Origin of the sequence: Labrys sp. KB_33_2 (assembly GCF_052114505.1) — a bacterium.
GTDB lineage: Bacteria > Pseudomonadota > Alphaproteobacteria > Rhizobiales > Labraceae > Labrys.
Genome location: NZ_JBFREW010000006.1, coordinates 331,649 through 358,214, shown reverse-complemented (window position 1 = coordinate 358,214; position 26,566 = coordinate 331,649). Strand labels below are relative to the sequence as shown.

Below are 26,566 nucleotides of genomic sequence, written 5' to 3'. Positions count from 1 at the left end.
TTGGACAAGCTTCTGGAACTGGTCGACAGCGCGGCGCCGAAGGTGAAGATCGTGATCCTGGATTCGTGCCGCGACAATCCCCTGACGCGCCAGCTGACGCGGGGGGCTGGTACACGCGGGCTGGCGCGCATCGATCTCGACGCCTCCTCCGCCAAGGGCACGCTGATCGCCTTTTCGACGGCGCCGGGCTCGGTGGCTCAGGATGGCAGCGGGCGCAACTCGCCCTTCACCACCGCGCTGCTTGCCCATATGGAGACGCCCGGCCTCGACATCCGCCAGATGTTCGGCCAGGTCAGGGCCGATGTCGACCAGTCGACCCAGGGCAGCCAGACCCCCTGGGTGAACGAGGCCATCATCGGTTCCTTCGCCATGTCCGGAAAGATGGAGACGCCTCAGCCTGTCAAGGCGATAACGGTCGAACCTCAGGCGAATTCTCAGCCTGTAACGCAACCCGCTGTCGAGCCTCAACCTCAGCCTCAGGCGCAGCCGGAATTCCAGCAGCAGGCTGCGGTGGAGCCGGTTGACCCCGCACCTGCACCCCGCAACAGTCAGGTTGAATTCATTTTGCCGGAATCAGGGACCAGGCGATTGAACTGGAACGATATTTCGGGCCTGTCGGGGCAGCAATTGCGCCTAGCCCGCAACGAGATCTATGCGCGCCGTGGGCGCTATATGAAGGACACGCAATTGCGCGCCTATTTCTCCCAATTCTCCTGGTACCGTCCCTGGACCTGGGATATCGAACTCAGCGCCGTCGAGAAAGCCAATGTCGCTCTGATCCAGCGCGCCGAGGCTGGCCAATGAGACGTGTCATGCGGACCGGAATGCTGGCTTTCGTGATCTCGACGGCCTTTGCGTCGGCGGCGCTGGCCGATACCGACTTGGAGGCCCTGGTGGCGGCCTATCCCGATTTCATCGCCGGCTATGACGCCAAGGATCTCATCCTGAAGAACGGCCAGCACATTGCACTTTCGAACGGTCTCGCCAGCAAGACGCCGGAACAGCGCATTGAAAAGGCCGATATCCGCGACATGTTCGCCATGCCCTATACGCTTGGGGTGCATTACAAGCAGCCGGCCACGCCGGCCGACGATCCCGGCCGCGCCCGCAACCAGGCACTGTTCGATGCCATGTATGGAGACTGCACGAAAGGGCAGGTCAAGCTCAAGACAATCCAGTGGCTGCCCGGCTTGGGAGGCGGCACGCTGCGCGTGGCCACAGCCAATGGCGTTGCCGATCGGCTCGAGGCCGTCTCGCGTGATCTCGAGGCCCTGCCGGCCAAATTCCACGTTTATCTCAAGCCTTCGGCCGGAACTTTCAATTGCCGCGTGATCGCCGGCACCTCGCGCATGAGCATGCACGCCTATGCCGCGGCGATCGACATCAATGTGAAGTTCACCGATTATTGGCGCTGGGGCGGTGCCAAGAAGGAGACGGACAAGGTCTCCTACAAGAACCGCATCCCGATGGAGATTGTCGAGGTTTTCGAAAAGCACGGCTTTATCTGGGGCGGAAAGTGGTACCATTACGATACCATGCATTTCGAATATCGGCCTGAAATCATTGCATTGTCGAAGAAATCTTAAGTGAATGATCAATGAAACGCCTGATGTTGCTGCGGCATGCGAAATCCGATTATCCCGCCGGCGTTTCCGACCATGAGCGTCCGCTCGCGCCGCGGGGGCAGCGTGATGCGCCGCGCATGGGGCGGGAGATCGCACGGCGCAGCCTGTTGCCTGATCATGTGATCGCCTCGACCGCGCGCCGCACGCGCGAGACGCTGACCCTGATCGAGGGCAGCCTGGGCCCACACACGCTGCATTTCGAGCGGGCGATCTATGAGGCGCCGCCGGAAGCGATATTGCGCGTCATCCGGACGGTGGCGCCCGAGATAGGGACCCTGCTGGTCGTCGGACATAATCCCGGCCTGGAGCAGGTCGCGGCTTTCCTGACGAGAGGAGCGGGGACTGTGGCCGATCCGCTCAGCGGCAAATTTCCTACCGCTGCCCTTGCCGTTCTCGACTTCGAGATCGACGACTGGAACGAAATTGCCGGTCATCAGGGCTCTCTAGCCCTGTTTCTCACGCCCAAAGCGCTGGATCGATAGAGCATTTTAGGTCGAGTAATTTGGCAGCAAGTTCAGTGGATTGGAAGGACAGGCTGATGCGATTGATCGGAAACCTGATCTGGTTCGTCTTTGGCGGCATCTTCCTGGGCATTGCCTGGTTTCTGCTCGGCCTGCTCGCCTTCATCACCATCGTCGGCATTCCGTGGGGGCGGGCCTGCCTGACGATCTCGAACTTCTGTTTCTTTCCGTTCGGGCGCGAGGCGATCAGCCGGCGGGAGCTCTATCAGAAGGACGATATCGGCACCGGCGGCTTTGGCTTGATCGGGAATGTGATCTGGTTCGTCTTCGCCGGCCTCTGGCTGGCGATCGGCCATGTCTGCTCGGCGCTGTTCTGCTTCATCACCATCATCGGCATTCCCTTCGGCATCCAGCACCTCAAGCTTGCCGGCATCGCTATCGCACCGATCGGGCAGACCATCGTCTCCAGGGAGGTGGCCGAGGCCGCCCGGCGCAGCAGCGCGCACGCGCGGGTGGAGATGCTGAGGCGCCGGTAGGCTGGAAATGCCGATAATGTTCGCTATGGCAGGGCTTTAGTCGAACTCTTTCAGAAACTCGCTCACGCGAGTGAGGCCCTCCCGCAGGACCGCGCTGCCATTGGCGTAGCCGATGCGCAGATATCCCTCCATGTCCATGGCGCTGCCGGGCGTGAACAACACACCGGTGCGTTCCAGTAGGCGGATGCAGAAGGCTTCCGAGGCGACGGGAAGGTCGTATTTCAAGAGGGCCGTGGTGCCCGAGCGCGGCTTGAGATAGCTGATCCGCGGCTGCTCCGCGACCCAGGCATCGAGGATGGCGAGGTTGCCGCGCACGATCGAACGGCTGCGCGCCAGGACCTTGTCACGGTTCTCCAGCGCCATGGTGGCGAAATGATCGTCGATCATGCCGACACTGATGGTGTTGTAGTCGCGGTGGATGGAGACGGCGTGGATGAGGTCGATGGGGCCAGCGATCCAGCCGAGGCGCAGGCCCGCCAGCGAATAGGCCTTGGACATGCTGGCGGTGCTGATGCCCTTCTCATAGAGATCAGCCATGGAGGCGGTGAAGCCGTCGCCCTCCTGGTCGATGCCGCGATAGACCTCGTCGCACAGCACATAGGCGCCGCAAGCACGGGCGATGGCGGCGATCTCGGTCAGGAAGGCCTCGTCCATCAGCGCGCCCGTGGGATTGTTGGGATTGTTGATGGCAATCAGCTTGGTGCCGGGCAGGGCGAGGCGACGCAGTTCTTCGAGATCGGGCAGGAAGCCGTTCTCCTCGCGCAGTTTCAGGATCTGCACGTCGGCGCCATAGCTGGCAGGAATCGAATAATGCTGCTGATAGGTCGGCAGCACCGAGATCACGCGGTCGCCCGGCTCGACCAGGGTTTCGTGCACGAGGGCGTTGGCGCCGATCGCGCCGTGGGCCACCACGATATTCTCGATTTTCTGCCTGGCATAGGTCGCCGCAATGCTGGCGCGCAGCCTCTCGCTGCCCTCGATGGCACCATAGGTCATCTTCATGGCCAAGAGGTCGTCGAGCGCACTCTGGGGCTTGCCGGCGATCTCCAGCAATTGCGCGATCGTCAGGGATTCGACGCAAGTCTCCGCCAGATTGTGCGAACAATGGTTCTCATACCCATTCATCCAGATCTCGACGCCGAAATTGCGAATCTTCATGACCGATTGCCGCCTTGCCTGTTGCGCATTATATTGCGCATTCGTATGTGCATTATATTGCGCAGTCAAGGGACGAAGATGGCAAGGATGAGGGTGGAATGACGGACGTGCTCGTCCATGTCGGAGCCAATGTCAGGCGCCTGCGCGCCGCGGCGGGGTTGAGCCAGGCGGCCCTTGCCGAGACCAGCGGCCTCAGCCGGCGGCTGATCGTCGCGGTGGAGGCGGGGGACGCCAATATCTCGCTGGCCAATCTCGACCGGCTGGCCGGAGTCCTCGGCGTGGACTTCGGGGCGATCGTCCGCGATCCTGGCCAGGCCGGCAATCAGCGTGTCGATCAACTCGGCTGGCGTGGGGCGCATCCCGGCAGCAGGGCTGCCTTCTTGGGCGCCGCTCCGGCGCGGCAGGCGGCCGAGCTCTGGATTTGGAGCCTCGGCCCGGGAGACCGCTACAATGCGCTGCCGGACGCCGATGGGTGGCGCGAGATGCTCTATGTCACCGAGGGGACGCTGACGGTCGAGACCGGAGGAGGGAACCACGTCGTCCCGGCCGGGGATTTCCTCATCTTCGACAGCGCGCAGTCCTACAGCTATGTGAACGCCGGGGAGACCGTCGTGCGTTTCGTGCGCAACGTGGTGTCTTGACAGTCCCCAGCCTGCACGCGCCTGTCTCCACGAGCGGACAAGATGTCCGCGGTCCCGGCCGCGGTGTTTTTGGGCGCGAGCCTTCCTCGGTTTGCGGGGCAATGCCCAGGCTGGGCGACAGCCATGATTGCAGCGTTTCGACTGTCATGCTGGAATTTTGCCGCACTTGCCCCTAAGTGATGCGGACCATGCCGCCACAAGCTCCCTCCTGGATGTCCGTGTTCGACGAAGCGCTGATCGCGGCCAAGAGCCTGGCGGGCTTCGCCGCGTCGAGTTTCAATCCCACCGTCCGCCTCGGCGTCACCGGCCTTTCGCGTGCCGGCAAGACCGTGTTCATCACGGCTTTGGTGCAGGCCCTTGTCGAGGGCGGACGCCTGCCGGTGTTTCGCGCCCAGGCCGAGGGTCGCATCGCCAATTCCTCGCTGTCGCCGCAGCCGGACGATACGGTGCCTCGTTTTGACTATGAGGCCCATCTCACCGATCTCACCGGGCCGGGGCGGCATTGGCCCGATTCTACACGCCAGATCTCGGAACTGCGCCTGGTCATCGATTTCCAGTCGAACCGGCGCTTTGCCACGGGCATGTCGCGGCTGACCCTTGATATCGTCGATTATCCCGGCGAATGGCTGCTCGACCTGCCGCTGCTGAATATGAGCTACGCCGAATGGTCGGCGCAGACGATTGCCGCCAGCCGCGAGGGATCGCGTCTCGCCATCGCCGGTCCCTGGCATGACATGCTGGCCAGGCTCGATCCTGCTGCCGCGGAGAACGAGACCCTGGCGCGCGAGGCGGCGGCGCTCTTCACGGCCTATCTCAAGGCTGGGCGCGACGAGCGCTTCGCGCTCTCGACCCTGCCGCCGGGCCGCTTCCTGCTGCCGGGCGATCTCGAAGGTTCGCCGGCCCTGACCTTTGCACCGCTCGACCTTTCCAAGGCCGGGGAAGCACAATCGGGCTCCCTCCATGCCATGATGGAGCGGCGTTTCGAGGCCTATAAGCACAAGATCGTGCGGCCCTTCTTCACGCATCACTTCGCCCGGCTCGATCGTCAGATCGTGCTGGTCGACGCGCTTTCTGCGCTCAATGCCGGTCCCCAGGCGGTGCACGATCTCGAAACCGCCCTGACATCGGTGCTGTCGGCCTTTCGGGTCGGGGCCAATAGCTGGTGGTCGGCGATCTTCCGGCCGCGCATCCAGAAGATCCTGTTCGCGGCGACCAAGGCAGACCATCTGCATCACACCAGCCATGACCGTCTCGAGGCGATCCTGCGCAAGATGGCAGATGGCGCGATCGGCCGGGCCGCCTTTTCGGGCGCCAGCGTAGATGTGGTGGCGCTCGCCTCCATCCGCGCGACGCGGGAAGCCAGCGTCAAGCAGGGCCGCGAAAACCTGCCCTGCATCATTGGCACGCCCATGGCCGGCGAACGCTCGGCCGACGAGGTCTTTGACGGTGAGGCCGAGATCGCGGTGTTTCCGGGTGAATTGCCCGAGGACCCCGACGCGGTCTTCTCGGGTACTGGCTTCAACGGCCTCGAAAACCTGCGGGAAGGCGGGGTCGACTATCGTTTCATCCGCTTCCGCCCGCCCAGACTGGAAGAAGGACAGATCTTTCCCCATATTCGCCTGGATCGGGCGCTCGAATTCCTGGTCGGCGATAAACTGGCGTGAGTGAATAATGACGGAACCCCGCAAGCCGCGTGCCTTCCGCCTCGACGATCCCAATGTGGTGATGGCCGATACGCCAGTGGCGGCGGCGATGCGGCGCGGCCACGTGGTGGTGACGCCCGAACCGGAGGCGTTCGAGGAGGAAGTTGCCGAACCCGCGCCGCAACGGCCTCGCCGTTCGCGTTGGGGCACCTTGTTCTGGTCGGCCGTGGGCGGACTGGTCTCGCTCACTGTTGGTCTGTCGCTCGCCAAGTTGGTCGACGATCTCTTCTCCTATGCAAACTGGCTCGGCTGGCTCGGCGCTACCTTGACCGGGCTTGCGGCGTTGGCTTTCGCGGTCATCGCCATTCGGGAACTGACCGGCCTGATGCGCCTGTCGCGCATCGAACATCTGCACGATCGGGCGATGCTGGCCATTGCCAAGGATGATCGCGAGGCGGCGCGCGGCCTGTCGCGTGATCTCGTCAAGCTCTATGCCGCCAGTCCCCGCATGGCCCGGGCCCGTGCGGCGGTGGAGGCGGCGGCGGGCGATATCGTCGATGGCGCCGATTTGATCAGGGTCACCGAGCGTGAGCTGATGGGGCCGCTCGATGCCGAGGCCCGGCAGATCATCGCCGATGCGGCCAAGCGGGTGTCGCTGGTCACCGCTGTGAGCCCGCGTGCTCTGGTCGACATGTTTTTCGTGAGCGCGGAGACGCTGCGCGTGATCCGGCGGCTGGCGACGCTGTATGGCGGCCGGCCGGGTGGCCTCGGCATGATGCGGCTCCTGCGCCATGCCCTCGGCAATCTCGCTGTCACCGGCGGAATGGCCGCCGGTGATTCCCTGATCAGCCAGGCGCTTGGCCACGGCCTGGCCTCGCGGATATCAGCCAAGCTGGGCGAGGGGGTCCTGAACGGTATCCTTACGGCGCGCCTCGGACTGGCGGCAATGCTGGCGACACGGCCGATGCCCTTCGATGCCCTGCCGAGGCCGGGCGTGACGGATGTCGCCGGCGGCCTCATTCTAAAGAGCAAGGAGGACGCCACCCCCTAAGCCATGTGCACAACTTTATCGTTTTCAACGAATCGGTGACAACGAAGATCATTGTCGTGGCGCGTCACTGAGACTATAGACCTCTCGCCCAGTAGCGGAGTGTTGGGATTCTTACATGACTTCATTGAGTGTAGATACCAATTATCGGCCGACTGACGACGAGCCTTTCATGAACGAGCGTCAGCGGGACTATTTCCGGCGCAAGCTCAATGCCTGGAAGCTCGACATCCTGCGCGAGGCGCAGGATACCATCGCCAATCTGCAGGCCGAAAACGAGAACCACCCCGATCTAGCCGATCGTGCCTCTTCGGAAACGGATCGCGCCATCGAATTGCGGGCCCGGGATCGTCAGCGCAAGCTGATCTCTAAGATCGAGGCGGCACTTGCCCGCATCGAGGACGGATCCTACGGCTTTTGCGAGGAAACGGGTGAACCGATCTCGCTCAAGCGCCTCGATGCCAGGCCAATCGCGACCTTGTCGCTGGAAGCCCAGGAACGGCATGAGCGTCGTGAGCGTGTCTATCGCGACGACTAGAGCGTTCTGCGATCCGGGAATTGACCTGGATCACAGAAGCTGTCGAAACGAGGAGATAGAGCAAGGAAGCGCTACCGTTAAAATGCGCGCTTTGCTCTGGAACTTTGACGACTGCCGGTCTTCTCGGTGCCATCAAGAGATGGAGCTGAGAAGACCGGCATTTTTGTTTTTCGGGACCCATATCAGCCGGCGCGCGCCTTGATCGCACGGTAGGGACGCTCATTTCTGAGCGCCCGTGCCGCGAATTGCCCTGCGGCGGCTCATGCGCCACGGCGCCGCCTTGACTTTCAAGCGCCGCTCGGCTGCATATGCCGCCATGGTTCCGTCCCGCCTCGCCCCGTTGCTGCGGCAATGTCTTGCCGCACTGCTTGCTCTTGGGCTGCTGCTCAACGGCATGGGTGGCGCCCTCGCGCTGGAGGGCGGCCGGGACGGCGCCGCGACGGTCATCATCGCGGGCACCGTCGTTACCATCTGCCAGTTTGGCGACGGCGATGCCGGTGACAGGGCGCATGGCGGCCATTCCTGTGACCAGTGTGCCCTGCGTCTGGCTCCGACCTTGCCGACGATCCTGGCGGTTGCCAGCATCGTCCGCTTCCCACAGGCCTTCAAATTCCTCCCGACACGGGCATTCCTGGCGCTGGTCCCGCAGGACCGCCGACAGGCCTGGCCACGCGGGCCGCCATTGAGCTGAACGGTTCACCATTTTCGCCAGTCCTTCCCCACAGCCTGCAAGGCTGTTCGATACCGTTCAGGTTTTTCCATGAAGCTCGTTTCATTTGCTGGCGCCCGGATACTCAGTGTTCTGGTGCTCACCTCCACGCTCGCCTCCGCGGCCCTCGCCCATGACTACAAGGCTGGCACGCTCCAGATCGCCCATCCCTGGACGCGAGCCACCCCGCAGGGGGCGCCGGTCGCAGGCGGCTACACCGCTATCGAGAATACGGGCGATCAGCCCGACAGGCTGATCGGCGGCAGTTTCTCGGCATCCTCCGGCTTTTCGATCCACCAGATGTCGAACCAGGATGGCGTCATGAAGATGGCGCCCGTTCAAGGCGGGCTCGAAATTCCCGCTCACGGCAAGGTTGAACTCAGCCCGTCATCCTTCCATCTGATGTTCACCGGGCTCAAGCAGCAGCTCAAGCCCAACCAGTCCATCGACGGCACGCTGGTGTTCGAGAAAGCCGGTACGGTGTCCGTGAAGTTCAAGGTCGAAGCCATCGGTGCCAAGCAGCCGGCCGAGGCCGACCACAGCAACCATTGAGACGGGAGGCGTTCATGACTCTCAAATCCAATCGTCTCCAGTTGGTGGTTCTCGTCGCGCTGCTCGCCGTGCTGGCGGCAGCCGGGGTGCTGGCGCTGCAGAGCATGGGTGGCAAGCCGACAGCCCAGTCCAGCTTCATCGGTGGTGATTTCAGCCTGACCAATCAGGACGGCAAGCCGGTGACCCAGGCCAACTTCCTGGGTAAGCCGACCGCTTATTTCTTCGGCTACACCAATTGCCCTGATGCCTGCCCGACCACGCTGACCGACATGACCGATCGCCTCAAGGCGCTCGGACCGGACGGAGACAAGTTCAACGTGGTGTTCGTCTCGGTGGACCCGGCGCGCGATACACCCCAACTGCTCAAGACCTATCTGGAGAGCTTCGATCCGCGCATCACCGCCGCCACCGGCACCCCCGAGCAGGTGACCGACATCATCAAGAAGTTCCGTGTCTACGCCAAGAAGGTCGGGGAGGGGGACGGCTACACCTTCGACCATTCCACGGCGGTCTATCTGATGAACGCCAAGGGTGAATTGGTGACGCTGATCGACTACCAGGCCCCCCGTGAGGAGGCGCTGGAAAAGATGCGCCGCGCGCTCACCTCGTGAACAGGACTGTCTGGTTTGGCCTGGCCGCGGCGCTTGGTGGTGTCGCGGTCGGGACCTTCATTGCCTTGCGCTCGGCCGGCGAGGTCGCGGCGCCTCCGCCGTCTGCCCAGGTTGTGGCCGACATCCGCCCGCCAGAGGCGACGTTCGACCCGGTGTTCGAACCCTGCGCGCACTGCCATCAGATCGGACGCGGGGCGCGCTCCGCGACGGGACCGATCCTGCAAGGCCTTGCGAACCGCAAGGCCGGCACACTGCCCGGCTATCCCTTCTCGCCGGCGATGCAGGCAAGCGGGCTGACCTGGGACGCCGCCACGCTCGATCGCTTCATCGCGGCGCCGCAGGCCGTGGTACCCGGCACACGCATGATCTATGCCGGGATGGATGATGTCGAACGGCGCAAGGCCCTCGTCGAGTTCATTCTGAGGGCGGGTTCAGGTTCCTGAGGGCAGAGACCGTAAATCGATTCACTGCTTGGTTGCATTTGAACCAACCCCTTGCGCGATGGGCGAGCAGACGCCATCATCTTAGATGGGGCTGGTCGTCCCTCGTCGGGATTCTCCCCCAAGATCAAGACGCTGCAGGCGCACGTTCAGTCTGAGGAGAGTATCTATGACTGTTGCACAGATCCTGAAAGGCAAGGGCCGCGACATCGTCGCTCTGTCGCCGGACGCCACCATTGCCGAAGCTTCGCGGACGCTCGCCGAAAAGCGCATCGGCGCAGTGTTGATCACCCACAAAAATGGCAGCATCGCCGGAATCCTGTCGGAGCGCGATGTCGTGCGCGCATTGGCCAAGGCCTCGGCCGAGGGGTTCGAACATCCCGTATCCAAGCATATGACGGCCAAGGTCGAAACCGTTCACGAGCAGGACACCATTCCCCACATCATGGAGAGGATGACGGCCGGCAAGTTCCGTCACATGCCGGTGGTCGAAAATGGCTTGCCGGTCGGCATCGTCTCGATCGGCGACGTGGTGAAGTTCCGCCTGGCCGAAATGGAAGCGGAAGCCAAGGCGATGCGCGAATATATTACGGCCTAAAGCCAATGTGGTTCACGCAGGCGTCGTCACGCTTGCACCACCTTTGTCATTGCCGGGCTTGATCCGGCAATCCGGTTCCGTGGCTTCTGAATAGCCGGATCAAGCCCGGCTATGACAAATCGGAGCGCCTTCCCCCAAAGTGAACTGCATTGGGCCTTCGCGTTTGCGAGCCGGCGCAATCGTCCCCAAATGCAGGGATGCCTTGAAGGAGCAGACGTCAGCGCGATTTGCTCCGGGATCGTCAGGCGACTTTTTTCGGCAGGAGAGGCTGGCTCAGGCTCTCCCGCATTATCTCGCTCAGCCGGTCGGTGGCAGCATTGTGCTGTGCCTGCGTGCGATGCAATAGCAGCGGTAATATCGGCAATCGCAACGGCAACCCACTTTCCTCGCCGAGCGTGGCAAGATGGCTCGGCAGGCCGATCTCGGTACGCAAGGTCACGCCCAGCCCACTCGAGATCGCCGCCCAAAGACCGGCGAGGCTGGTGCTGGTCACCGCGATGCGCCAGGCAATGCCGGCGCGGTCGAGCGTCTCGGTCGCAACGCTACGGAACAGGCAGGGAGCCTCGAACATTACCAGCGGCAAAGGTTCATCCGGCCCTGCCTGTCGATCGCCGGGCCGCCACCCGGAGAGTCCGTCTCGATGGCCGATCCACCGCATCGCGATGTCGGCGAGATGCTCGCCGGCCATGGCGGCCGGAGCCTCCCTCGTCTGATCGCCCCAGGCGATGGCGAGGTCGAGTTCGGCGCTGGCGATGCGTTTCAACAGGTCGGCATTGCGGGCAAGCCGGGTTTCGATGCGCGTTTTGGGGTGAGCTCGTGCGAAACGGCCGAGAATTTGCGGCAGCAATGTCTCTCCGAGATCCTCCTGCACACCGAAGCGGACATGGCCGGCAAGATCGGCACCGCCCAGAGCCGATACCGCCTCGTCGTTGAGGGCGAGCAGCCGGCGTGCATAGGTCAGCAGCGTCTCGCCTGCCTCGGTCAGCGCCAGGCCGCGGCCGGCCTTGCGGAACAGGGCCGTTCCCGCCTGCTCCTCCAATTTCTTGAGCTGGGCGCTGACAGCGGAGGTGGAACGGCCGAGATGTTCGGCCGCGCGGGCATAGCTGCCCAGTTCCATACCGGTGACGAAGCTGCGCAGCACGTCGATATCGAAATTGACCAGGCGCACGATAATCGTCCTATTTTTCAGGATTAAATATCAAATATTTCCTGATTTTCAGGATGAATATGCGATGACATGATGTGCGGGTCAAGGCAGCAGGCCTTGCAGTTGAGGACATTCGTCATGCCTTTCGCCCGCATCTCGCTCCGCAAGGGAAAATCCCCCGATTATCTCCGCACCCTGTCAGACAATCTGCATCGCGCCTTGGTCGAAGCCTTCGAGGTTCCGCAGGCCGACCGTTTCCAGATCATCGAGCAACTCGATCCGGAAGCGCTGATCTATGATCGTGGCTATTTCAGCGGCGAGCGTTCCGATGATTTCGTGCTCATCGCCATCACGGCGGGGCGCCCGCGCAGCACGGCGGTGAAGCAGCAATTCTACCGGCATGCGGTGCAGTTGCTCACACAGGCGCCGGGCCTGCGGCCCGACGACGTCATGATCGTCATCACTACCACCGAGCGAGACGGCTGGTCCTTCAGCAACGGCCTCACGCAGATGGTGGAAGAGGTACCCGCATGAACCCGCCGGGCCTACCCAATGAGATGACCGTAATCCGGGCCGGCGAGGCGATAGAGAACGCGCCGGACAACATCGCATCCGCCACCTTCCGGGTGGAGCATCTGATCGCGGGCGAGCAGGACGGCGAGCCTACCGCGATGCGTGCCATGCTGGATGCTGGCGTGTGTACGCATTGGCACAGCCATCCTCGGGGGCAATTGCTGCTGGCGGTGAGCGGCAGCGGCCTGGCGCAACGGCGCGACGGCCCGCTCGTCGAACTCAGCCCGGGCGACGCGGTCTGGTTCGCGCCCGGTGAATTGCATTGGCATGGGGCTGGAGAGGCCGATGCCTTCATCTATGTCAGCGTCCAGGCGCTGCAGGATGGCCGTGCCGTGCAATGGCACGAGCCGGTGTGAGGAGGCTCAAATGGAAGCCATGCACTATGTCATCACGTTGCCGGCCGATTACGACATGGGGATCATCCGTGCCCGCGTAGCCAGCAAGGGCCCCTTGCTCGACGATTTTCCGGGACTGGGGATCAAGGCCTATCTGATCCGGGAAAAGGGCGTGCGCGGCTCTGCCGTCAACCAATATGCGCCCTTCTATCTGTGGGCCTCGCCGGAAGGCATGGGCCGGTTCCTGTGGGACGGCGGCGGCTTTGCCGGCCTTGTCGCTACCTTCGGCCGGCCGTCGGTGCGGCGCTGGGAAGGCATCTCATGCCTGTCTGGCCCGTCGTCTCTGTCGGAGGCACGCTTTGCAACGCTAAGGGAACAGATGATCGCGGCGGAGATTGATCCGGCTGGCGCCATTGCCGAGGCACGCGAGCGGTTGACCATCGAAGCCGCGCGGGATGGAAGCTGTCTGTCGGCCCTGGCGGTCGATCCCACCGAGTGGAAGCTGGTGGTCTTTCAGCTATGGGCCGGCGAGCCGCCTGAGGAAGCGGGAACGGCCTTTCAAGTGCTGCATCTGTCACGACCCGGTGTTGGCGAACTGACCGCAACCGAATGCGGCCACGGACCATGCTGCTGTCCGTCAGGGCAGGTTTTGGGCGATCACCCTCCCGCCGACGATCTACGCCAAGGCTTCCATGGTTTCCTTGATGTCGTCGAGGGACTTCAAGGTGGCCTCGGCACCCATGTCGATGGCCTCCGCGGCGCGATGGAAGTCGAAGGGCGAGATGCGTCCAAGGCGCGGTCCGATCGAGACATCGGGCGGGTCGCCGGCGAGCCGTGAGCGCGAGATACGGTCCTGGGTGATGTTGAAGGCCTCCATCATCACCGTGTGGATGCCGGGGGAGGTGCGGCGCTGACGCTCCTCGCGCTGTCTGGCGAAGCCGAATCTGCGGCGGACCATCGACGTGGCAGCGCCGAAGCCGTTGCGTTTGGGCACGGGAGGATCGTCCATTTCGGATGAGGTGGCGCCGAAGGTATGGATGACGCCGCCGCGGCCGGTGAGCTCGCCATTGAGATTGACCGCGATCACTGCCCGGGCGCCAAGAGCGCGTGCGGCGGAGACGGGCACGGGGTTGACCAACGCGCCGTCCATCAGCCAGCGCCCACCGACGCGCACGGGCTCGAAAATGCCGGGCAGGGCATAGGAGGCCCGCATGGCGGTGACCAGATTGCCGCGCGTCAGCCAGATTTCATGGCCTGGGCCGATCTCGGTGGCGATCGCGACGAAGGGAATGCGCAGGTTTTCGATCTGCACACCATCGAGCCCGTTCTGCAGGAGAAGGGCCAGCTTGGTGCCGGACATCAGGCCGCTGCCACCGAAATTGAGATCGAGAAAATTGAGAACCCGGCGCTTGGTGAGACTGCGAGCCCAATCTTCGATGTCGTCGAGCCTGCCGGCTATATAGCAGCCGCCAACCACGGCTCCGATCGAGGTGCCAGCTATCACGTCGACGTCATAGCCCGCCTCGACCAGCACACGGATCACGCCGATATGGGCAAATCCCCGTGCAGCGCCGCCGCCGAGGGCAAGACCCAGAACAGGGCGCGGCGGCTTGACGATTTCGTTCTTCGGAGGCGGAGGCAATTCCGCCACGTTACCCTGACCTCGCCACGGCAAACTCTGAAACATGATGCATTCCTGACCCGAGAAATACGCCACTGGAACCGATAAGGATATGGGCAATCCATCCGGATAGAACAGGGATGGCACCCTTAATGGCGCTACAATAGCACGTGATCGGGCGATTTGCCCTGTATCATAAGGTCTACGACTTGCCCCGAATCAGGCATTTTCGGTAAGTCAACCGCATGGATGAGATGGACGATCCGCCGGAAGGCGATGGAGTCAGGACGGTCAATCTGCGCTCGGAGCTCGAGCAGCGCTACCTTGCCTATGCGCTCTCGACGATCACGCAACGTGCCTTGCCCGATGCGCGCGATGGCTTGAAGCCGGTGCATCGGCGCATCTTGCATGCCATGCGCCTGCTGCGCCTCGATCCCGACCAGGCCTTCAAGAAATGCGCCCGCGTGGTGGGCGACGTCATCGGTAAATTCCACCCCCATGGCGACCAGGCCGTCTACGACGCGCTGGTCCGTCTGGCGCAGGATTTTGCCCAGCGCTATCCACTGGTGGACGGGCAGGGCAATTTCGGCAACATCGACGGCGATAATGCCGCTGCCTACCGCTACACCGAGGCACGGTTGACCGAAGTCGCCACGCTGATCCTGGAAGGGATCAACGAGGACGCCGTTGATTTCCGCCCGACCTATAATGGCGAGGATGAGGAACCGGTGGTGATGCCCGGCGCCTTCCCCAACCTGCTCGCCAATGGCGTGCAGGGCATCGCCGTTGGCATGGCCACCTCGATTCCTCCGCACAACGCCCATGAATTGTGCCAGGCGGCGCTGCACCTGATCGACAATCCCAACGCTTCCACCGCCGACCTCCTGCAGTTCGTCAAGGGACCCGATTTTCCCACCGGCGGCATCTGCGTGGAGAGCGCCGGCTCGATCCAGGAAAGCTACCGCACCGGTCGTGGCGGTTTTCGGGTGCGCGCGCGCTGGCATAAGGAAGATCTCGGGCGTGGCACCTGGGTGATCGTGATCACCGAGATTCCATGGGCAGTGCAGAAAGGCCGCCTGATCGAGAAGCTGGCCGAGCTTCTCGAAGAGCGCAAGCTGCCACTGGTCGGCGACGTGCGCGATGAATCGGCGGAGGATGTCCGCATCGTCATCGAGCCAAAATCGCGCAATGTCGACGAGGCCGTGCTGATGGAATCGCTGTTCAAGCTCTCGGAGCTCGAAAGCCGCATTCCGCTCAACATGAACGTGCTGGTCGACGGCCAGGTGCCGCGTGTGCTCTCGCTCGGCGAGGCACTGCAGCAATGGCTCAGCCATCGCCGTGTCGTGTTGGTCCGCCGCTCCAAGTACCGCCTGGCCGCTGTCGAGAAGCGCATGGAGGTGCTGGCCGGCTATATCGTCGCCTATCTCAATCTCGACGAGGTCATCCGCATCATCCGCTACGAGGATGAGCCAAAGGACGAACTGATCAAGGCGTTCGACCTGACGGATGTGCAGGCCGAGGCGATCCTCAATATGCGCCTTCGCAATCTGCGCAAGCTCGAGGAGATGGAACTTCGCCGCGAGCATGACGATCTAGCCAAGGAAAAGACCGGCATCGAGAAGCTGCTGGCCTCCGAGGCGCAGCAATGGAAGACGGTGGGCTGGCAGGTCAGCGAAGTCGCCAAGAAGTTCGGCCCGGACACGCTGCTCGGCAAGCGCCGCACCGAGATCGATGCCTCCAAGGCGGGCACCATCGATCTGTCGACGGTGACCGAGGCGATGGTCGAGCGTGAGCCGATCACCGTGATCGTCTCGGAAAAGGGCTGGATCCGGGCCCAGAAAGGTCATCTCAGCGATCTCTCGGGGCTGAGCTTCAAGGCCGACGACCGGCTCAAGCTCGGATTCCAGTCCGAGACGACGGCCAAGCTCCTCATCCTCGCCACCAATGGCAAGGTCTATACGCTGGAGGCATCGAAGCTCCCGGGGGGGCGCAGCATGGGCGAGCCTATCCGCCTGATGGTCGATATCGACGAGGGCGCCGATGTCGTCGACGTATTCGCCTATCAGGGCGGACGCCGGCTACTGATCGCGGCGACCGACGGACGCGGTTTCCTGGTGCCCGAAGACGATATTCTGGCCAATACCCGCAAGGGCAAGTCGGTGCTGAATGTCGATGCGCCGTCGGAAGCCAAGCTGATCGTGCCCGTCATCGGTGACACGGTCGCCGTGATCGGCGAGAACCGCAAGATGCTGGTCTTCCCGCTGCACCAGATCACCGAGATGTCGCGGGGTAGGGGCGTGCGGCTGCAGAAGTACAAGGACGGCGGGCTCTCCGACGTGCGTGTCTTCGACAAGGCGCAGGGGTTGACCTGGAGCGATTCCTCCGATCGGACCTGGACCGTCACCGACCTCGTCGAATGGACCGGAAATCGTGCCGATGCCGGGCGCCTGCCGCCTAAGGGCTTCCCCAAGAACAACCGGTTCACGGGCAAATAGGGGCTGTACCACAGCCTCTGGACCGTCTTGGACGGAATCGGTCTCTCGGCCCGGATGCCTCAGTCGAGCAGCGATGTCACGCGATCGAGAAAGCTCTCGATGTCATCAGGGCTCGCGTCGATGGATATCGGCCTATCGGCGTTAGGCCAAAGGCATCCGCGGGTCAGGTAGACTCCCGGCTGCTCGAAAACCTCGCCCAGTCGCATCTGGACCGCGTTCCAGTGCCCGATGCAGCCGATCACGGTTCCTGGCCCGGCAAAGACGGAGCCATGCATTGCCGAGCCATATTCGCCGATGAGAGCGCAGGCCTGCGAGAGCATTGCGATCTGATCGGGCAGGCTCAATTCTTCGGGGCGGATGACCTCGAAACCGCGCCGCCTGGCGTTGTGCTCAAAGAAATCCCGCTGCCTGAAAGGCCTGTTGGCCGAGGGGCCGGGCCCTCCTCGTGAAAGACAGAGGCGTCGGCGAGCCTCCCCCGCAGCCGGGGCCAGCGACCTGTAGAACTCACGCATATAGGGGTGGAAGGTGTATTCGCCGGAAAAGCAGAATGTCGGTATCACCGCGCGCGCGAACAGCAATCTCTCCTGTCCCGGTGCATAGCGCAGGATTGCATGCCGCGGGACGTTGCAGGCCGACAGCAGCAGGTCCTCGACCCAGGAAGGTGTGTCTTGGGGCAGCGGGATGATCCACTCGTCACGCAGCGATGCGAGCAACTGGCTGGCAATGGAGACCCGCGGCAGGAATTCGGCGAGCCAATGGCCCCAGATGCCGTATCCAGGGCCGGCCACGACGAGGGCAGGGCGGTCGACTCGCCTTGCCGCTGCCTGCTCACCGAAACGCGAGGGAAAACCCGCATCGGCGCGCGCCACGGACAAGGCGACATTGGTCGACAGATTGGCATCGTCGACGACCTGACCGCCGTGGACGAGGATGCCGGGACGCCAAACCTCGATGTCGCGCAGCAGAAAACAGCCTATCGCATCGACCGTGGCTCGCGGCTTCTTCCAATGCAGGCCGTAAGCCCAGCCGGCCGTCCCGCCTTCGCCCAACATATGCGCGGGACAAGCCTTGGCGGCTTCCTGGGAGGGACGAAATTGGAGAAAGCCGCGCCATTCCTGCGCTGCGGCCCCGCCAGGATCCGGCGTGGCCAGGGCGGATATTGGAAGCGTGACAAAGCTCATGGCGCGCTGCCCTCAAGGCGTGGGAGATGCCTTTGATGACGAACTCACGGCGAAGGATATAAGATGCCTTTCCGCAAGGACGACCGATCCCATCTGAACGCATGCTGAACAAATGGTTAAAAAATAGCGACTTTCTGCCGCTGCTATTGCCACAATTACGCCCGTCGTTTCCGGGATTGTCACAGCCATCTTGCCTTGCATTGCTCTGCAGGGCGCAACCCCGGGCGTTCTTCCGGGACGTGTGGTTCTCGACATGACGATTGCAAGAAAAGCGCTTTTTCCCGCCCTGGCCCTCCTGATGATTGCAGGGACGGCCCATGCCCAAGAGTGGGGCGATCCTCCGGACGACGGCTATTATCAGGACGATGGCTTCTCCCGTCCGCGCCAGTGGCGGGAACCCCAGCCGACCTATCGGGCTGATCGGCGTTTCGAGGAACCCTATGACTACCAGGACGATCCCAATGGCTATTATGGCGATCAGGAAGGCGATGTGACGCCGGGCCGGCGCCCCCAGCGTCAGGCCTCGATCGATCCGAACAGCATCTCGCCCAATCTCGATTCCGGCATCAAGGACGACGGCCAGGCGATGCTGGCCAGCTCGCCGATCCCTCGCACGGTGGTGCCTTTCTCAGGCTACAGCCCCGGCACCATCGTGATCTCGACCAAGGAGAAGCGGCTCTATCTGGTGCAGGAGGATGGCACGGCGCTCAGATATGGCATTGGCGTCGGCAAGCAGGGCTTCACCTGGAAGGGCACCGAAACCATCAGCCGCAAGGCCGAATGGCCGAGCTGGACACCCCCCAAGGAAATGATCGCCCGGCGCCCCGAACTGCCCGATCGCATGGAAGGGGGCCTCAACAATCCTCTGGGCGCGCGGGCGCTCTATCTCGGTTCCACGCTCTATCGCATCCACGGCACCAACGAGCCGAACACTATCGGCCGGGCGGTGTCCTCCGGCTGCATTCGCATGGCCAATCCGGATGTCATGGATCTCTATGAGCGCGTCGGGGTGGGTGCCAAGGTCGTGGTGCTCTGAATTCCTAAAACGTTTTGCCATTTGAGGAAGTCGCCTGGAATCGCAACGGCGCGTCGAAGCAAGGAACTAGCGCAAATAAGCGTTCAGGCATGAACGCTCTTTGGTCTGGCGATCGCAGAGATGCCGGTTTCTTCGGGGTTTGCTACGATCCGATCATGACGATACCGAATCTGATCACCATCCTGCGCTTTTGTCTGGTGCCGCTGGCGGTATGGTGCATCGCCTCGGGAGCGTGGGGCTGGGCTTTCGCCATCTTTCTGACGGCGGGTATTTCCGACGGTGTCGACGGGTTCATCGCCAAGCGCTTCGACATGCGCAGTGAATTGGGAGCCATGCTCGATCCGCTGGCCGACAAGGCCTTGCTGGTCTCCATCTTCGTCACGCTGGGGATCGTCGGCGTGGTGCCCGCCTGGCTGGTGATCCTGACCGTGTTCCGTGATTTCATGATCATTGGCGCCGTGCTGGTGTCCTGGGTCATGAGCCAGCCGATACAGATCGCGCCGCTGATGCTCTCCAAGCTCAACACCGCGGTGCAGATCGCTTTCGTCGTCCTCGTGCTGTTCGCCAAGGGCACCGGATGGCCGTTTCCTTTCCTGATCGAAGTGGGGTCCATTCTGGTCACGCTCTTGACCATTGCGTCGGCTGCCGCCTATCTGCGCCAGTGGCTCAACCATATGGCCGGATGAAAATTCCGACCGAGGGAGGCCATCCGCCACCTCAGCCGTCTCGGACGACGCTTGTTTGGCCGGAGGAGAACGGTTTGGATCGAGCTTCAGGAGCGTGTGGATGAGCCTTCAAAGGCAGGTGTTCTTCTGGCTCGGCGCGCTGGCCTTGTTCGTCGCGCTGGTCTGGCTGCTTCAGGGCATGTTGCTGCCCTTTATTGGCGGCCTCGCGATCGCCTATTTCCTCGACCCCGTCGCCGACAGGCTGGAGAGCCTCGGCTTGCCGCGCTGGGCCGCCGCCTCCGTCATTCTGCTCGGCTTCATCTTCGTCATCGTGCTGGCCATCCTCCTGGTGGTGCCGATGCTCGGCGAGCAGTTCAACGGCTTGCGCGAGCGGCTGCCGAGCATCGTCGCGTCCATGCAGCGCATTCTCGGTGAGCTCAACCAGGGCTGGCTTGGCGGGATCTTCGCCGAGAGGCTGCAGAACATCCAGAAATCGCTCGGTGACTATGTCGGGCAGGGCGCCCAGCTTCTCGGCACCTTCGTCTCCTCGATCTGGTCGGGCAGCCAGGCGGTCATCGGGGTGATCAGCGTTCTCATCGTCACGCCGGTGGTGGCCTTCTACATTCTGCTCGACTGGGACAACATGGTGGCGCGCGTCGACAGTTGGCTGCCGCGCGACCATGTCGAGGCCATCCGCGGCATCTTCCGTGATATCGACGCCGCCATCGCAGGCTTCGTGCGGGGCCAGGCAACGGTCTGCCTCCTGCTCGGCCTGTTCTACGGTTCCGGCCTCACGCTGCTCGGCGTCAGTTTCGGCTTCCTGATCGGACTGTGCACTGGCCTTGCTTCCTTCATTCCCTATGTCGGTTCGATTCTGGGCTTCGTCGTCACCGTCAGCGTGGCACTGGTCCAGGTCTGGCCCGACTGGCATTTGCCTGTTTATGTCGCCCTCCTCTTCGCGGCGGGGCAGATCCTCGAAGGCTATGTTCTCTCGCCCCGGCTGGTCGGCGGCTCGGTAGGCCTGCATCCTGTCTGGCTGATGTTTGCCCTGCTGGCAGCCGGCAGCCTGTTCGGCTTCATCGGCCTGCTGGTCGCCGTGCCGGTGGCGGCGGCGATCGGTGTCCTGGTGCGCTTTGCCCTCTCGAGCTACCTCGCCAGCCAATACTACACCGGTCATGTCAACCACGATGGCTCTCTCTCTTCGGACCATTCGTCGTGACGACACCCCGCCAATTGGCACTCGATCTGCCTTTGCAGGTCTCGTTCGCCCGTGAGGATTTCCTGGTCTCGCCCTCCAACGAGGCGGCCTATGCCTTCATGGAACGCTGGCCGGACTGGCCTTCCCGCCGTGCTCTGCTGATCGGCCCGAGCGGCTCGGGCAAGAGCCATCTGGCGGCAATCTGGTCCAAGCTGGCGGGTGCGGTCACCCTGGCAGGCGAGGCGCTCGGGGAAGAAAGCGTTCCCGAACTGGTTTCGCACAAGGCGGTGGTGATCGAGGATGCAGGACGCGGCGTCGACGAGACGGCGCTTTTCCATCTGCTCAACCTCACCGGCGAGGCCGGCGCCTCGCTGCTGATCACCGCCCATGAGCCGCCCGAACGCTGGGGCCTGACGCTTCCCGACCTCATCTCGCGCCTCAGGGCCATGACGGCGTTGACCATCGCCACGCCCGACGATGATCTCTTCCGCATGCTGCTGGTAAAGCTCTTCCTCGATCGCCAGCTCATCGTCGATTCGAGCCTGGTCGACTTCCTCGTCCGGCGCATCGAGCGCTCCTTTGCCGCAGCGCGCCAGGTCGTCGCCGTGCTCGATCGCGAAGGTCTTTCGCGCGGCCGCCGCATCACGCGGGCACTGGCCGCTGAACTGCTCAAGGAAGTGCTTGCTTCTCCGCTGGACGATGAGTGAGGTCGATGGCGCCTCGTCGCGGTCCGCCCGTCATTGTGCGAGCTCTATCGCAGACGGACGCACTGGCCCACGGTGTTCATCTAGAGTTGGCCGCCAGCGAAAGACGCCGCTCCGACGATATGGACAGGGGAACTTTGCGTTTTCATGGTGAAGTTCGAACACGAACGGACCGATGCTCCGGATCTCCCCGCCCGACCATTCGCCGGTTTCCATGAACATGCCTAGTCCAGGGACGACCCGTTGGTACCGGCGATCTTGACGATCATCGCCGCCGAGGTCGACAGGTTCCGGCACTCGATTTTGTTGTTCCTGGCCGGGCGGTTCTACAAGCGATGCGGAGGAGTTTTGCGAATTTTCCCCATGGTGGTCATTTTATGTGACAGCATTGTCATATAGGCGGCCTAAGCAGATTTCCCCATGACGGGCGGCGATTCCGACCGGCGGGACCTGTAACGCCGGCCTAAAGCGTTTTACGATTTGACGGCATCGTCAAGAATCGCAAAGACGCGTCGAACCAGAGAGCGAGAGCAAACAAGCGTTTCCGTCTAAACGCGCTTTGCTCCGGGACATAGCGAGCGCCATTGACCATGACCAGCACGGCACAGACGGCGGAAGAGAGTGTGATGCGAGGCGAGACGGCGCGCGAGGCGGCTCCTGCTCAGGACCCGATCGCACTGCGCGTCAGCCCGGATCGCTTCATCAACCGCGAAATTTCCTGGCTGCAATTCAATCGCCGCGTGCTGGAGGAGGCGTCCAACAAGAGCCACCCTCTGCTTGAGCAGTTGCGCTTCCTATCGATCTCGGCCAGCAATCTCGACGAGTTCTTCATGGTGCGCGTCGCCGGCCTGATCGGCCAGGTGCGAGAGGACGTTACGGCGCGCAGCCCCGATGGCCTGTCGCCGGCCGAACAGCTCGTCAAGATCGGCGAGGCCGTATCCAAGCTTGCCAGCGACCAGCAGAAACGCTGGACCGAGTTGCGCGACGACCTGTTGCTCGAAGGCATCGTGATCACCGAGCCGCGCGATCTGTCCAAGGCGGAGCGCGCCTGGCTGGACGATTATTTCCTCAGCTACATCTTTCCGATCCTCACCCCGCTGGCGGTGGATCCGGCCCATCCGTTCCCCTTCATCCCCAATCTCGGCTTCACCATCGCCCTGCAGCTCAAACGCGTCAGCGACGGGCGCATGTTGAACGCCCTGATCCGCGCGCCGCACAAGGTGGAGCGCTTCATCCGCCTGCCGGATTTCGCCGAGACAGGGGCGGCCCGCTACATCACGCTCGAAAATCTGGCGGTGCTGTTCATCGCCAAGCTGTTTCCCGGCTACACCGTGAAAGGGCAGGGCTCCTTCCGCGTCATCCGCGACTCGGATCTGGAAGTCGAGGAAGAGGCCGAAGACCTGGTGCTACTGTTTGAGACGGCGTTGAAACAGCGCCGGCGCGGCGTGGTGATCCGCCTTGAGATCGAAGCCGGCATGCCCGACAGCATCCGCCAATTCGTCACCGAGGAACTCGATGTCGCCGACGACGCGGTCTTTCGCGTCGAGGGTATGCTCGCCCTCAACGAATTGTCGCAACTCGTCGGGCTCGACCGTCCGGACCTCAAATTCAAGCCCTATTCGCCGCGTTCGCCCGAGCGTATCCGCGATCATGGGGCCGATGCCTTCGCCGCCATCCGGCAGAAGGACATCCTGGTGCACCATCCCTACGAATCCTTTGACGTCGTGGTGCAGTTTCTCAACCAGGCGGCGCGCGATCCTAATGTGGTTGCCATCAAGCAGACACTCTATCGCACCTCCTCCAACAGCCCGATCGTCAAGGCACTCGCCGAGGCGGCCGAGGCCGGCAAATCGGTGACGGCGCTGGTGGAACTGAAGGCGCGCTTCGACGAGGAAGCCAACATACGCTGGGCGCGCGACCTCGAGCGTGCAGGTGTGCAGGTGGTGTTCGGCTTCATCGAGCTGAAAACCCACGCCAAGCTCTCGCTGGTGGTGCGGCGCGAGATGGGCCAGCTCGTATCCTATTGCCATGTCGGCACCGGCAACTACCACCCGATCACCGCACGCATCTACACGGACCTGTCCTTCTTTACCGCCGATCCTGTGATCGCGCGCGACGTCTCGCGTATCTTCAACTTCATCACCGGCTATGCCGAGCCGGCGGCGCTGGAACGCATGGCGGTCTCGCCCGTCTCGCTGAAGCAACGCATCCTCGATCACATCAACGCCGAGATCGAGCACGCCAAGGCCGGCAGGCCAGCGGCGATCTGGGCCAAGTGCAATTCGCTGGTCGATACCATGATCATTGATGCGCTTTATGCCGCCAGCCAGGCGGGAGTGCAGGTGGATCTGGTGGTGCGCGGCATCTGCTGCCTGCGGCCGGGAGTGCCGGGCCTGTCGGAGAACATCCGCGTCAAGTCGATCGTCGGCCGCTTCCTGGAGCATGGCCGCATCTACGCCTTCGGCAACGGGCATGGCCTGCCGCACCAGAAGGCGGCCCTCTACATTTCCTCGGCCGATCTGATGGAACGCAACCTCGACCGCCGCGTCGAAGCGCTCTGCCCGATCCTCAATCCGACGGTGCACGAGCAGGTCCTCGATCAGATCATGATCGCCAACCTTATCGACAACCAACAGAGCTGGAGCATCTTGCCCGATGGGACCGCCGAACGCATAGTCCCGCAGCCTGATGAAGAGCCCTTCAACGCCCATAAATATTTCATGACCAATCCCAGCCTATCGGGACGAGGCAAATCTCTTGAACACAATTCTCCCAGAACGCTCCTCAGCCGCAGACGCTGATACCGTTCCTCACGTCCAGGCCGCCGATATTGCGGGTCCGAGGCCGTGGCAGCCCGGATTCGCACAGGGCCGCATCTGCCAGGGTCCGCCGATCGCGACCATCGACATCGGCTCCAACTCGGTTCGTCTCGTGGTCTATGAAGGGCTGACGCGCAGCCCGACAGCCGTCTTCAACGAGAAGGTGCTGTGCGGCCTCGGCCGCGGCGTGATGACCACCAAGCGCCTTGATCCAAGCGCTGTCGCCAAGGCCTATGCCGCTCTGGTGCGCTTCCGTGCCTTGTGCGACACCATGGGCGTGAAGGACCTCTATGTGCTGGCGACGGCTGCGGCGCGCGATGCCGAGGATGGCGAGGAATTCATCGCTCGCGCCACGGCGATCTGCCGTGCTGAGATCGAAGTGCTGTCGGGTAAGCGCGAGGCGCGCCTGTCGGCTTATGGGGTGATCTCGGGCTTCCACATGCCGGATGGTGTCGTGGGCGACATGGGTGGCGGCTCCCTCGAACTGATCGAGGTGCATGGTCATCGCGCCGGCGCGGGCATGACGACGCCTCTCGGTGGGCTCGCCTTGCAGGACACCTCCGGCCAGTCTGTACGCAAGGCGGCAAAGATTGCGCAGGAAAAGCTCGCCAAGGCGGACCCACTGAAACATCTGAAGGACCGCACCTTCTACGCGGTCGGCGGGACCTGGCGGTCGCTCGCCAAGCTGCACATGATGCAGCTCGGCTATCCCCTGCACATCATGCATGGCTACAGCGTGCCGGCGCGCGAGATGCTCGACTTCTGCAAGCTGATCATGCGGGTCGACAACACCACCTTGATCGGCAAGGACACCGTCTCGACCGGGCGCCTGCCGCTGCTCGCCTATGGCGCGGCGGTGATGAGCGAGGTCATCAAGGCCGGCAAGCCGCGCGATGTGGTGATCTCGGCCCAGGGCGTGCGCGAAGGGTTGCTCTATTCGTTGCTGGACGAGGAGAGCCGTAAGCTCGATCCGCTGATCAGCGCGGCGAGCGAACTCAATATCCTGCGCTCGCGTTCGCCCCAGCACGGTGAGGAACTGGTGCGCTGGGGCGACCGTTTCATGGCATCAACCCATATCGACGAAACCCCGGATGAAAAGCGCCAGCGCCATGCGGCCTGCCTGGTGGCCGATATCGGCTGGCGCGCCCATCCCGATTATCGTGGCGAGCAGAGCCTCAATATCATCGCCAACGCCGCCTTTGTCGGCGTCGACCATCGCGGCCGTGCCTATATGGCGGTGGCGAACTATTTCCGCCATGTCGGCCTGAACGAGGAGGAGCTGTCTCCCCGCATCCGCGAGATCGCTACCGCGCGCATTCTCGACCGGGCACGCATCCTCGGCGGGTTGATGCGGGTGGGGTATATCCTGTCCGCTTCGATGCCGGGCGTGCTGCCGCGCGCCCCGCTCTATGTCAGCCACGGCAAATTGTTGCTGGACGTTCCGCGGGACCTGGAGGGGCTGGCGGGCGAGCGGCTCAACGCCCGCATGAAGGCGCTCGGCCGCCTGATCGGCCGTGAGGCGACGATCCGCATCATCGATCCCGCTGACAACGTTACGGTCGCGGCGGAGTAGGGGCCGTTAGGCGGGGCATCCACCGTTTTCAGGTCTTCCCACTGTTCTAAGGGATTTTGCTCGCCATCTCGCCAATGAGGCCGCTACGGCGCAAAGTGTCGAGAACTTGTTCGCGACGTTTCGCGCTGGCGGTCTGATCGCGACCATAGATGCTTGGTGCTTTGATCAGGCCGGCGAGAAAGGCTGCGTCTTGGTCGTTGAGTTGGCTCGCGGCCTTGCCAAAATAGACCATGGCGGCGCAGCGGTAACCATAGGCCCCCATACCGAAATACACCCGCTCCAAAAACGCGCGGTCGATTTCAGTCCGGGCGTGGGTCAGACGTAGTTGCAAGGCCCTCACCCAGCGCAACAGGTGGTTCCGGCCTTCGGAAGCATCCGGCGGAAATGTCCGATCCGCGACATAGCCGACTGGCATGTCTAGCGATAATGACCAGAAACGATCCGACGGATCGCCCCTTTCGATGGCGAGAACGAAGCGCGCCACTTTGTCGGTGAGATCCGCCGAGCCTTCGGTTCCAGCGACGGGGCAGGCCGCGAGAGGGCGGAGATCGTTCAAGCTGATCGCCGGCAGATCTCGAACCAGATACCAGCCGAGGCAAAACGCCGTCCCGCTGAGGAGGGCGAGGGGGATCAGGATGACGATAAACAGGCGGCGCGTG

The 26,566-nt window shown here is 63.0% G+C and carries 27 protein-coding genes and 1 pseudogene; 23 read left to right on the top strand and 5 right to left on the bottom strand.

The features are described 5' to 3' along the window. The 4 genes from AB4037_RS13980 to AB4037_RS13965 all read left to right on the top strand — a co-directional run. A partial coding sequence (locus AB4037_RS13980) for a YARHG domain-containing protein (protein WP_441771911.1) occupies positions 1-804 on the top strand: 804 nt, incomplete at its 5' end. An 8-nt stretch (positions 805-812) separates the two neighbouring features. After that, positions 813-1,586, top strand: a complete 774-nt coding sequence (locus AB4037_RS13975) for a M15 family metallopeptidase (RefSeq protein ID WP_441771910.1) — start codon at positions 813-815, stop codon at positions 1,584-1,586. Between the two features lie 11 nt (positions 1,587-1,597). Further along, the gene (locus AB4037_RS13970; RefSeq protein WP_441771909.1) at positions 1,598-2,107 is read left to right on the top strand and encodes a SixA phosphatase family protein; all 510 of its coding nucleotides are present in this window, start codon (positions 1,598-1,600) and stop codon (positions 2,105-2,107) included. 56 nt (positions 2,108-2,163) lie between these two features. Beyond that, on the top strand, positions 2,164-2,622 hold the full coding sequence (locus tag AB4037_RS13965; RefSeq protein ID WP_441771908.1) for a YccF domain-containing protein: 459 nt from the start codon (positions 2,164-2,166) through the stop codon (positions 2,620-2,622). Between the two features lie 36 nt (positions 2,623-2,658). On the opposite strand, the gene AB4037_RS13960 is transcribed toward AB4037_RS13965, so the two are convergent. Beyond that, positions 2,659-3,780, bottom strand: a complete 1,122-nt coding sequence (locus AB4037_RS13960; RefSeq protein ID WP_441771907.1) for an aminotransferase — start codon at positions 3,778-3,780, stop codon at positions 2,659-2,661. Positions 3,781-3,878: 98 nt separating this feature from the next. Between AB4037_RS13960 and AB4037_RS13955 the strand changes: the two genes are divergently transcribed. The 9 genes from AB4037_RS13955 to AB4037_RS13915 all read left to right on the top strand — a co-directional run bounded on the left by AB4037_RS13955 (position 3,879) and on the right by AB4037_RS13915 (position 10,560). Further along, entirely contained in the window at positions 3,879-4,421 is a 543-nt protein-coding gene (locus tag AB4037_RS13955) for a helix-turn-helix domain-containing protein (RefSeq protein ID WP_434956713.1), read from the top strand. Positions 4,422-4,609: 188 nt separating this feature from the next. Continuing rightward, positions 4,610-6,085 (top strand): YcjX family protein, encoded by a 1,476-nt coding sequence (locus AB4037_RS13950; protein ID WP_434956712.1) that lies wholly within the window; start codon positions 4,610-4,612, stop codon positions 6,083-6,085. Between the two features lie 7 nt (positions 6,086-6,092). Next, positions 6,093-7,115: a YcjF family protein gene (locus AB4037_RS13945; RefSeq protein WP_441771906.1), complete on the top strand. Its 1,023-nt coding sequence runs from the start codon at positions 6,093-6,095 to the stop codon at positions 7,113-7,115. 115 nt (positions 7,116-7,230) lie between these two features. Then, positions 7,231-7,650 carry an RNA polymerase-binding protein DksA gene (gene dksA, locus AB4037_RS13940; protein WP_068290966.1) on the top strand — a complete coding sequence of 140 codons (420 nt, stop codon included), beginning with the start codon at positions 7,231-7,233 and terminating at the stop codon, positions 7,648-7,650. A gap of 235 nt (positions 7,651-7,885) precedes the next feature. Beyond that, on the top strand, positions 7,886-8,341 hold the full coding sequence (locus AB4037_RS13935) for a hypothetical protein (protein WP_441771905.1): 456 nt from the start codon (positions 7,886-7,888) through the stop codon (positions 8,339-8,341). A 69-nt stretch (positions 8,342-8,410) separates the two neighbouring features. Beyond that, positions 8,411-8,911 carry a copper chaperone PCu(A)C gene (locus AB4037_RS13930; protein WP_434956709.1) on the top strand — a complete coding sequence of 167 codons (501 nt, stop codon included), beginning with the start codon at positions 8,411-8,413 and terminating at the stop codon, positions 8,909-8,911. Positions 8,912-8,925: 14 nt separating this feature from the next. Beyond that, positions 8,926-9,522, top strand: coding sequence for an SCO family protein (locus AB4037_RS13925; RefSeq protein WP_441771904.1), 597 nt, complete (start codon positions 8,926-8,928; stop codon positions 9,520-9,522). Further along, the gene (locus AB4037_RS13920) at positions 9,519-9,965 is read left to right on the top strand and encodes a c-type cytochrome (RefSeq protein ID WP_434956708.1); all 447 of its coding nucleotides are present in this window, start codon (positions 9,519-9,521) and stop codon (positions 9,963-9,965) included. Before AB4037_RS13925 ends, AB4037_RS13920 begins: the two co-directional genes overlap by 4 nt. Positions 9,966-10,131: 166 nt before the next feature. Then, entirely contained in the window at positions 10,132-10,560 is a 429-nt protein-coding gene (locus AB4037_RS13915; protein WP_434956707.1) for a CBS domain-containing protein, read from the top strand. Positions 10,561-10,801: 241 nt separating this feature from the next. On the opposite strand, the gene AB4037_RS13910 is transcribed toward AB4037_RS13915, so the two are convergent. Beyond that, positions 10,802-11,728 carry a LysR substrate-binding domain-containing protein gene (locus tag AB4037_RS13910; protein ID WP_441771903.1) on the bottom strand — a complete coding sequence of 309 codons (927 nt, stop codon included), beginning with the start codon at positions 11,726-11,728 and terminating at the stop codon, positions 10,802-10,804. A 117-nt stretch (positions 11,729-11,845) separates the two neighbouring features. Here AB4037_RS13910 and AB4037_RS13905 point away from each other — a divergent pair, with 117 nt between their 5' ends. From AB4037_RS13905 to AB4037_RS13895, 3 genes and pseudogenes are all read left to right on the top strand, one after another. Further along, on the top strand, positions 11,846-12,241 hold the full coding sequence (locus tag AB4037_RS13905; RefSeq protein ID WP_434956705.1) for a tautomerase family protein: 396 nt from the start codon (positions 11,846-11,848) through the stop codon (positions 12,239-12,241). Then, positions 12,238-12,636, top strand: coding sequence for a cupin domain-containing protein (locus AB4037_RS13900; RefSeq protein ID WP_441771902.1), 399 nt, complete (start codon positions 12,238-12,240; stop codon positions 12,634-12,636). Before AB4037_RS13905 ends, AB4037_RS13900 begins: the two co-directional genes overlap by 4 nt. Further along, positions 12,548-13,180, top strand: a pseudogene (locus AB4037_RS13895) (DUF4865 family protein); the annotation flags it as partial. The gene AB4037_RS13900 and the pseudogene AB4037_RS13895, both read left to right, overlap by 89 nt. A gap of 111 nt (positions 13,181-13,291) precedes the next feature. Here the strand turns inward: AB4037_RS13895 and AB4037_RS13890 are convergent. After that, the gene (locus AB4037_RS13890; protein ID WP_434956702.1) at positions 13,292-14,302 is read right to left on the bottom strand and encodes a patatin-like phospholipase family protein; all 1,011 of its coding nucleotides are present in this window, start codon (positions 14,300-14,302) and stop codon (positions 13,292-13,294) included. A 179-nt stretch (positions 14,303-14,481) separates the two neighbouring features. Between AB4037_RS13890 and parC the strand changes: the two genes are divergently transcribed. Then, positions 14,482-16,731 carry a DNA topoisomerase IV subunit A gene (parC, locus tag AB4037_RS13885; protein ID WP_441771901.1) on the top strand — a complete coding sequence of 750 codons (2,250 nt, stop codon included), beginning with the start codon at positions 14,482-14,484 and terminating at the stop codon, positions 16,729-16,731. 59 nt (positions 16,732-16,790) lie between these two features. On the opposite strand, the gene AB4037_RS13880 is transcribed toward parC, so the two are convergent. Further along, the gene (locus AB4037_RS13880) at positions 16,791-17,912 is read right to left on the bottom strand and encodes a glycosyltransferase family 61 protein (protein ID WP_441771900.1); all 1,122 of its coding nucleotides are present in this window, start codon (positions 17,910-17,912) and stop codon (positions 16,791-16,793) included. A gap of 253 nt (positions 17,913-18,165) precedes the next feature. Here AB4037_RS13880 and AB4037_RS13875 point away from each other — a divergent pair, with 253 nt between their 5' ends. From AB4037_RS13875 to AB4037_RS13850, 6 genes are all read left to right on the top strand, one after another. Then, entirely contained in the window at positions 18,166-18,948 is a 783-nt protein-coding gene (locus tag AB4037_RS13875; RefSeq protein ID WP_441771899.1) for a L,D-transpeptidase, read from the top strand. A gap of 155 nt (positions 18,949-19,103) precedes the next feature. Continuing rightward, entirely contained in the window at positions 19,104-19,634 is a 531-nt protein-coding gene (locus AB4037_RS13870) for a CDP-alcohol phosphatidyltransferase family protein (protein WP_434956698.1), read from the top strand. Positions 19,635-19,734: 100 nt separating this feature from the next. Continuing rightward, the gene (locus AB4037_RS13865; protein ID WP_434956697.1) at positions 19,735-20,832 is read left to right on the top strand and encodes an AI-2E family transporter; all 1,098 of its coding nucleotides are present in this window, start codon (positions 19,735-19,737) and stop codon (positions 20,830-20,832) included. Next, positions 20,829-21,518: a hypothetical protein gene (locus tag AB4037_RS13860; protein WP_434956696.1), complete on the top strand. Its 690-nt coding sequence runs from the start codon at positions 20,829-20,831 to the stop codon at positions 21,516-21,518. The genes AB4037_RS13865 and AB4037_RS13860 overlap by 4 nt, the downstream gene beginning before the upstream one ends. A gap of 623 nt (positions 21,519-22,141) precedes the next feature. Then, the gene (locus tag AB4037_RS13855; protein WP_441771918.1) at positions 22,142-24,316 is read left to right on the top strand and encodes an RNA degradosome polyphosphate kinase; all 2,175 of its coding nucleotides are present in this window, start codon (positions 22,142-22,144) and stop codon (positions 24,314-24,316) included. Between the two features lie 28 nt (positions 24,317-24,344). Further along, positions 24,345-25,907, top strand: a complete 1,563-nt coding sequence (locus AB4037_RS13850; RefSeq protein ID WP_441771917.1) for a Ppx/GppA family phosphatase — start codon at positions 24,345-24,347, stop codon at positions 25,905-25,907. A 46-nt stretch (positions 25,908-25,953) separates the two neighbouring features. Here the strand turns inward: AB4037_RS13850 and AB4037_RS13845 are convergent, their stop codons facing one another. After that, on the bottom strand, positions 25,954-26,463 hold the full coding sequence (locus tag AB4037_RS13845) for a transglycosylase domain-containing protein (protein ID WP_441771898.1): 510 nt from the start codon (positions 26,461-26,463) through the stop codon (positions 25,954-25,956). Positions 26,464-26,566: the final 103 nt, after the last annotated feature.

Coding starts and splice junctions, on each gene's coding strand:
- AB4037_RS13975 (WP_441771910.1), top strand. CDS start 813: ATGCGGACCGGAATGCTGGCTTTCGTGATCTCGACGGCCTTTGCGTCG.
- AB4037_RS13970 (WP_441771909.1), top strand. CDS start 1,598: ATGAAACGCCTGATGTTGCTGCGGCATGCGAAATCCGATTATCCCGCC.
- AB4037_RS13965 (WP_441771908.1), top strand. CDS start 2,164: ATGCGATTGATCGGAAACCTGATCTGGTTCGTCTTTGGCGGCATCTTC.
- AB4037_RS13960 (WP_441771907.1), bottom strand. CDS start 3,780: ATGAAGATTCGCAATTTCGGCGTCGAGATCTGGATGAATGGGTATGAG.
- AB4037_RS13955 (WP_434956713.1), top strand. CDS start 3,879: ATGACGGACGTGCTCGTCCATGTCGGAGCCAATGTCAGGCGCCTGCGC.
- AB4037_RS13950 (WP_434956712.1), top strand. CDS start 4,610: ATGCCGCCACAAGCTCCCTCCTGGATGTCCGTGTTCGACGAAGCGCTG.
- AB4037_RS13945 (WP_441771906.1), top strand. CDS start 6,093: ATGACGGAACCCCGCAAGCCGCGTGCCTTCCGCCTCGACGATCCCAAT.
- dksA (WP_068290966.1), top strand. CDS start 7,231: ATGACTTCATTGAGTGTAGATACCAATTATCGGCCGACTGACGACGAG.
- AB4037_RS13930 (WP_434956709.1), top strand. CDS start 8,411: ATGAAGCTCGTTTCATTTGCTGGCGCCCGGATACTCAGTGTTCTGGTG.
- AB4037_RS13925 (WP_441771904.1), top strand. CDS start 8,926: ATGACTCTCAAATCCAATCGTCTCCAGTTGGTGGTTCTCGTCGCGCTG.
- AB4037_RS13915 (WP_434956707.1), top strand. CDS start 10,132: ATGACTGTTGCACAGATCCTGAAAGGCAAGGGCCGCGACATCGTCGCT.
- AB4037_RS13905 (WP_434956705.1), top strand. CDS start 11,846: ATGCCTTTCGCCCGCATCTCGCTCCGCAAGGGAAAATCCCCCGATTAT.
- AB4037_RS13900 (WP_441771902.1), top strand. CDS start 12,238: ATGAACCCGCCGGGCCTACCCAATGAGATGACCGTAATCCGGGCCGGC.
- AB4037_RS13890 (WP_434956702.1), bottom strand. CDS start 14,302: ATGTTTCAGAGTTTGCCGTGGCGAGGTCAGGGTAACGTGGCGGAATTG.
- parC (WP_441771901.1), top strand. CDS start 14,482: ATGGATGAGATGGACGATCCGCCGGAAGGCGATGGAGTCAGGACGGTC.
- AB4037_RS13880 (WP_441771900.1), bottom strand. CDS start 17,912: ATGAGCTTTGTCACGCTTCCAATATCCGCCCTGGCCACGCCGGATCCT.
- AB4037_RS13875 (WP_441771899.1), top strand. CDS start 18,166: ATGACGATTGCAAGAAAAGCGCTTTTTCCCGCCCTGGCCCTCCTGATG.
- AB4037_RS13870 (WP_434956698.1), top strand. CDS start 19,104: ATGACGATACCGAATCTGATCACCATCCTGCGCTTTTGTCTGGTGCCG.
- AB4037_RS13865 (WP_434956697.1), top strand. CDS start 19,735: ATGAGCCTTCAAAGGCAGGTGTTCTTCTGGCTCGGCGCGCTGGCCTTG.
- AB4037_RS13855 (WP_441771918.1), top strand. CDS start 22,142: ATGCGAGGCGAGACGGCGCGCGAGGCGGCTCCTGCTCAGGACCCGATC.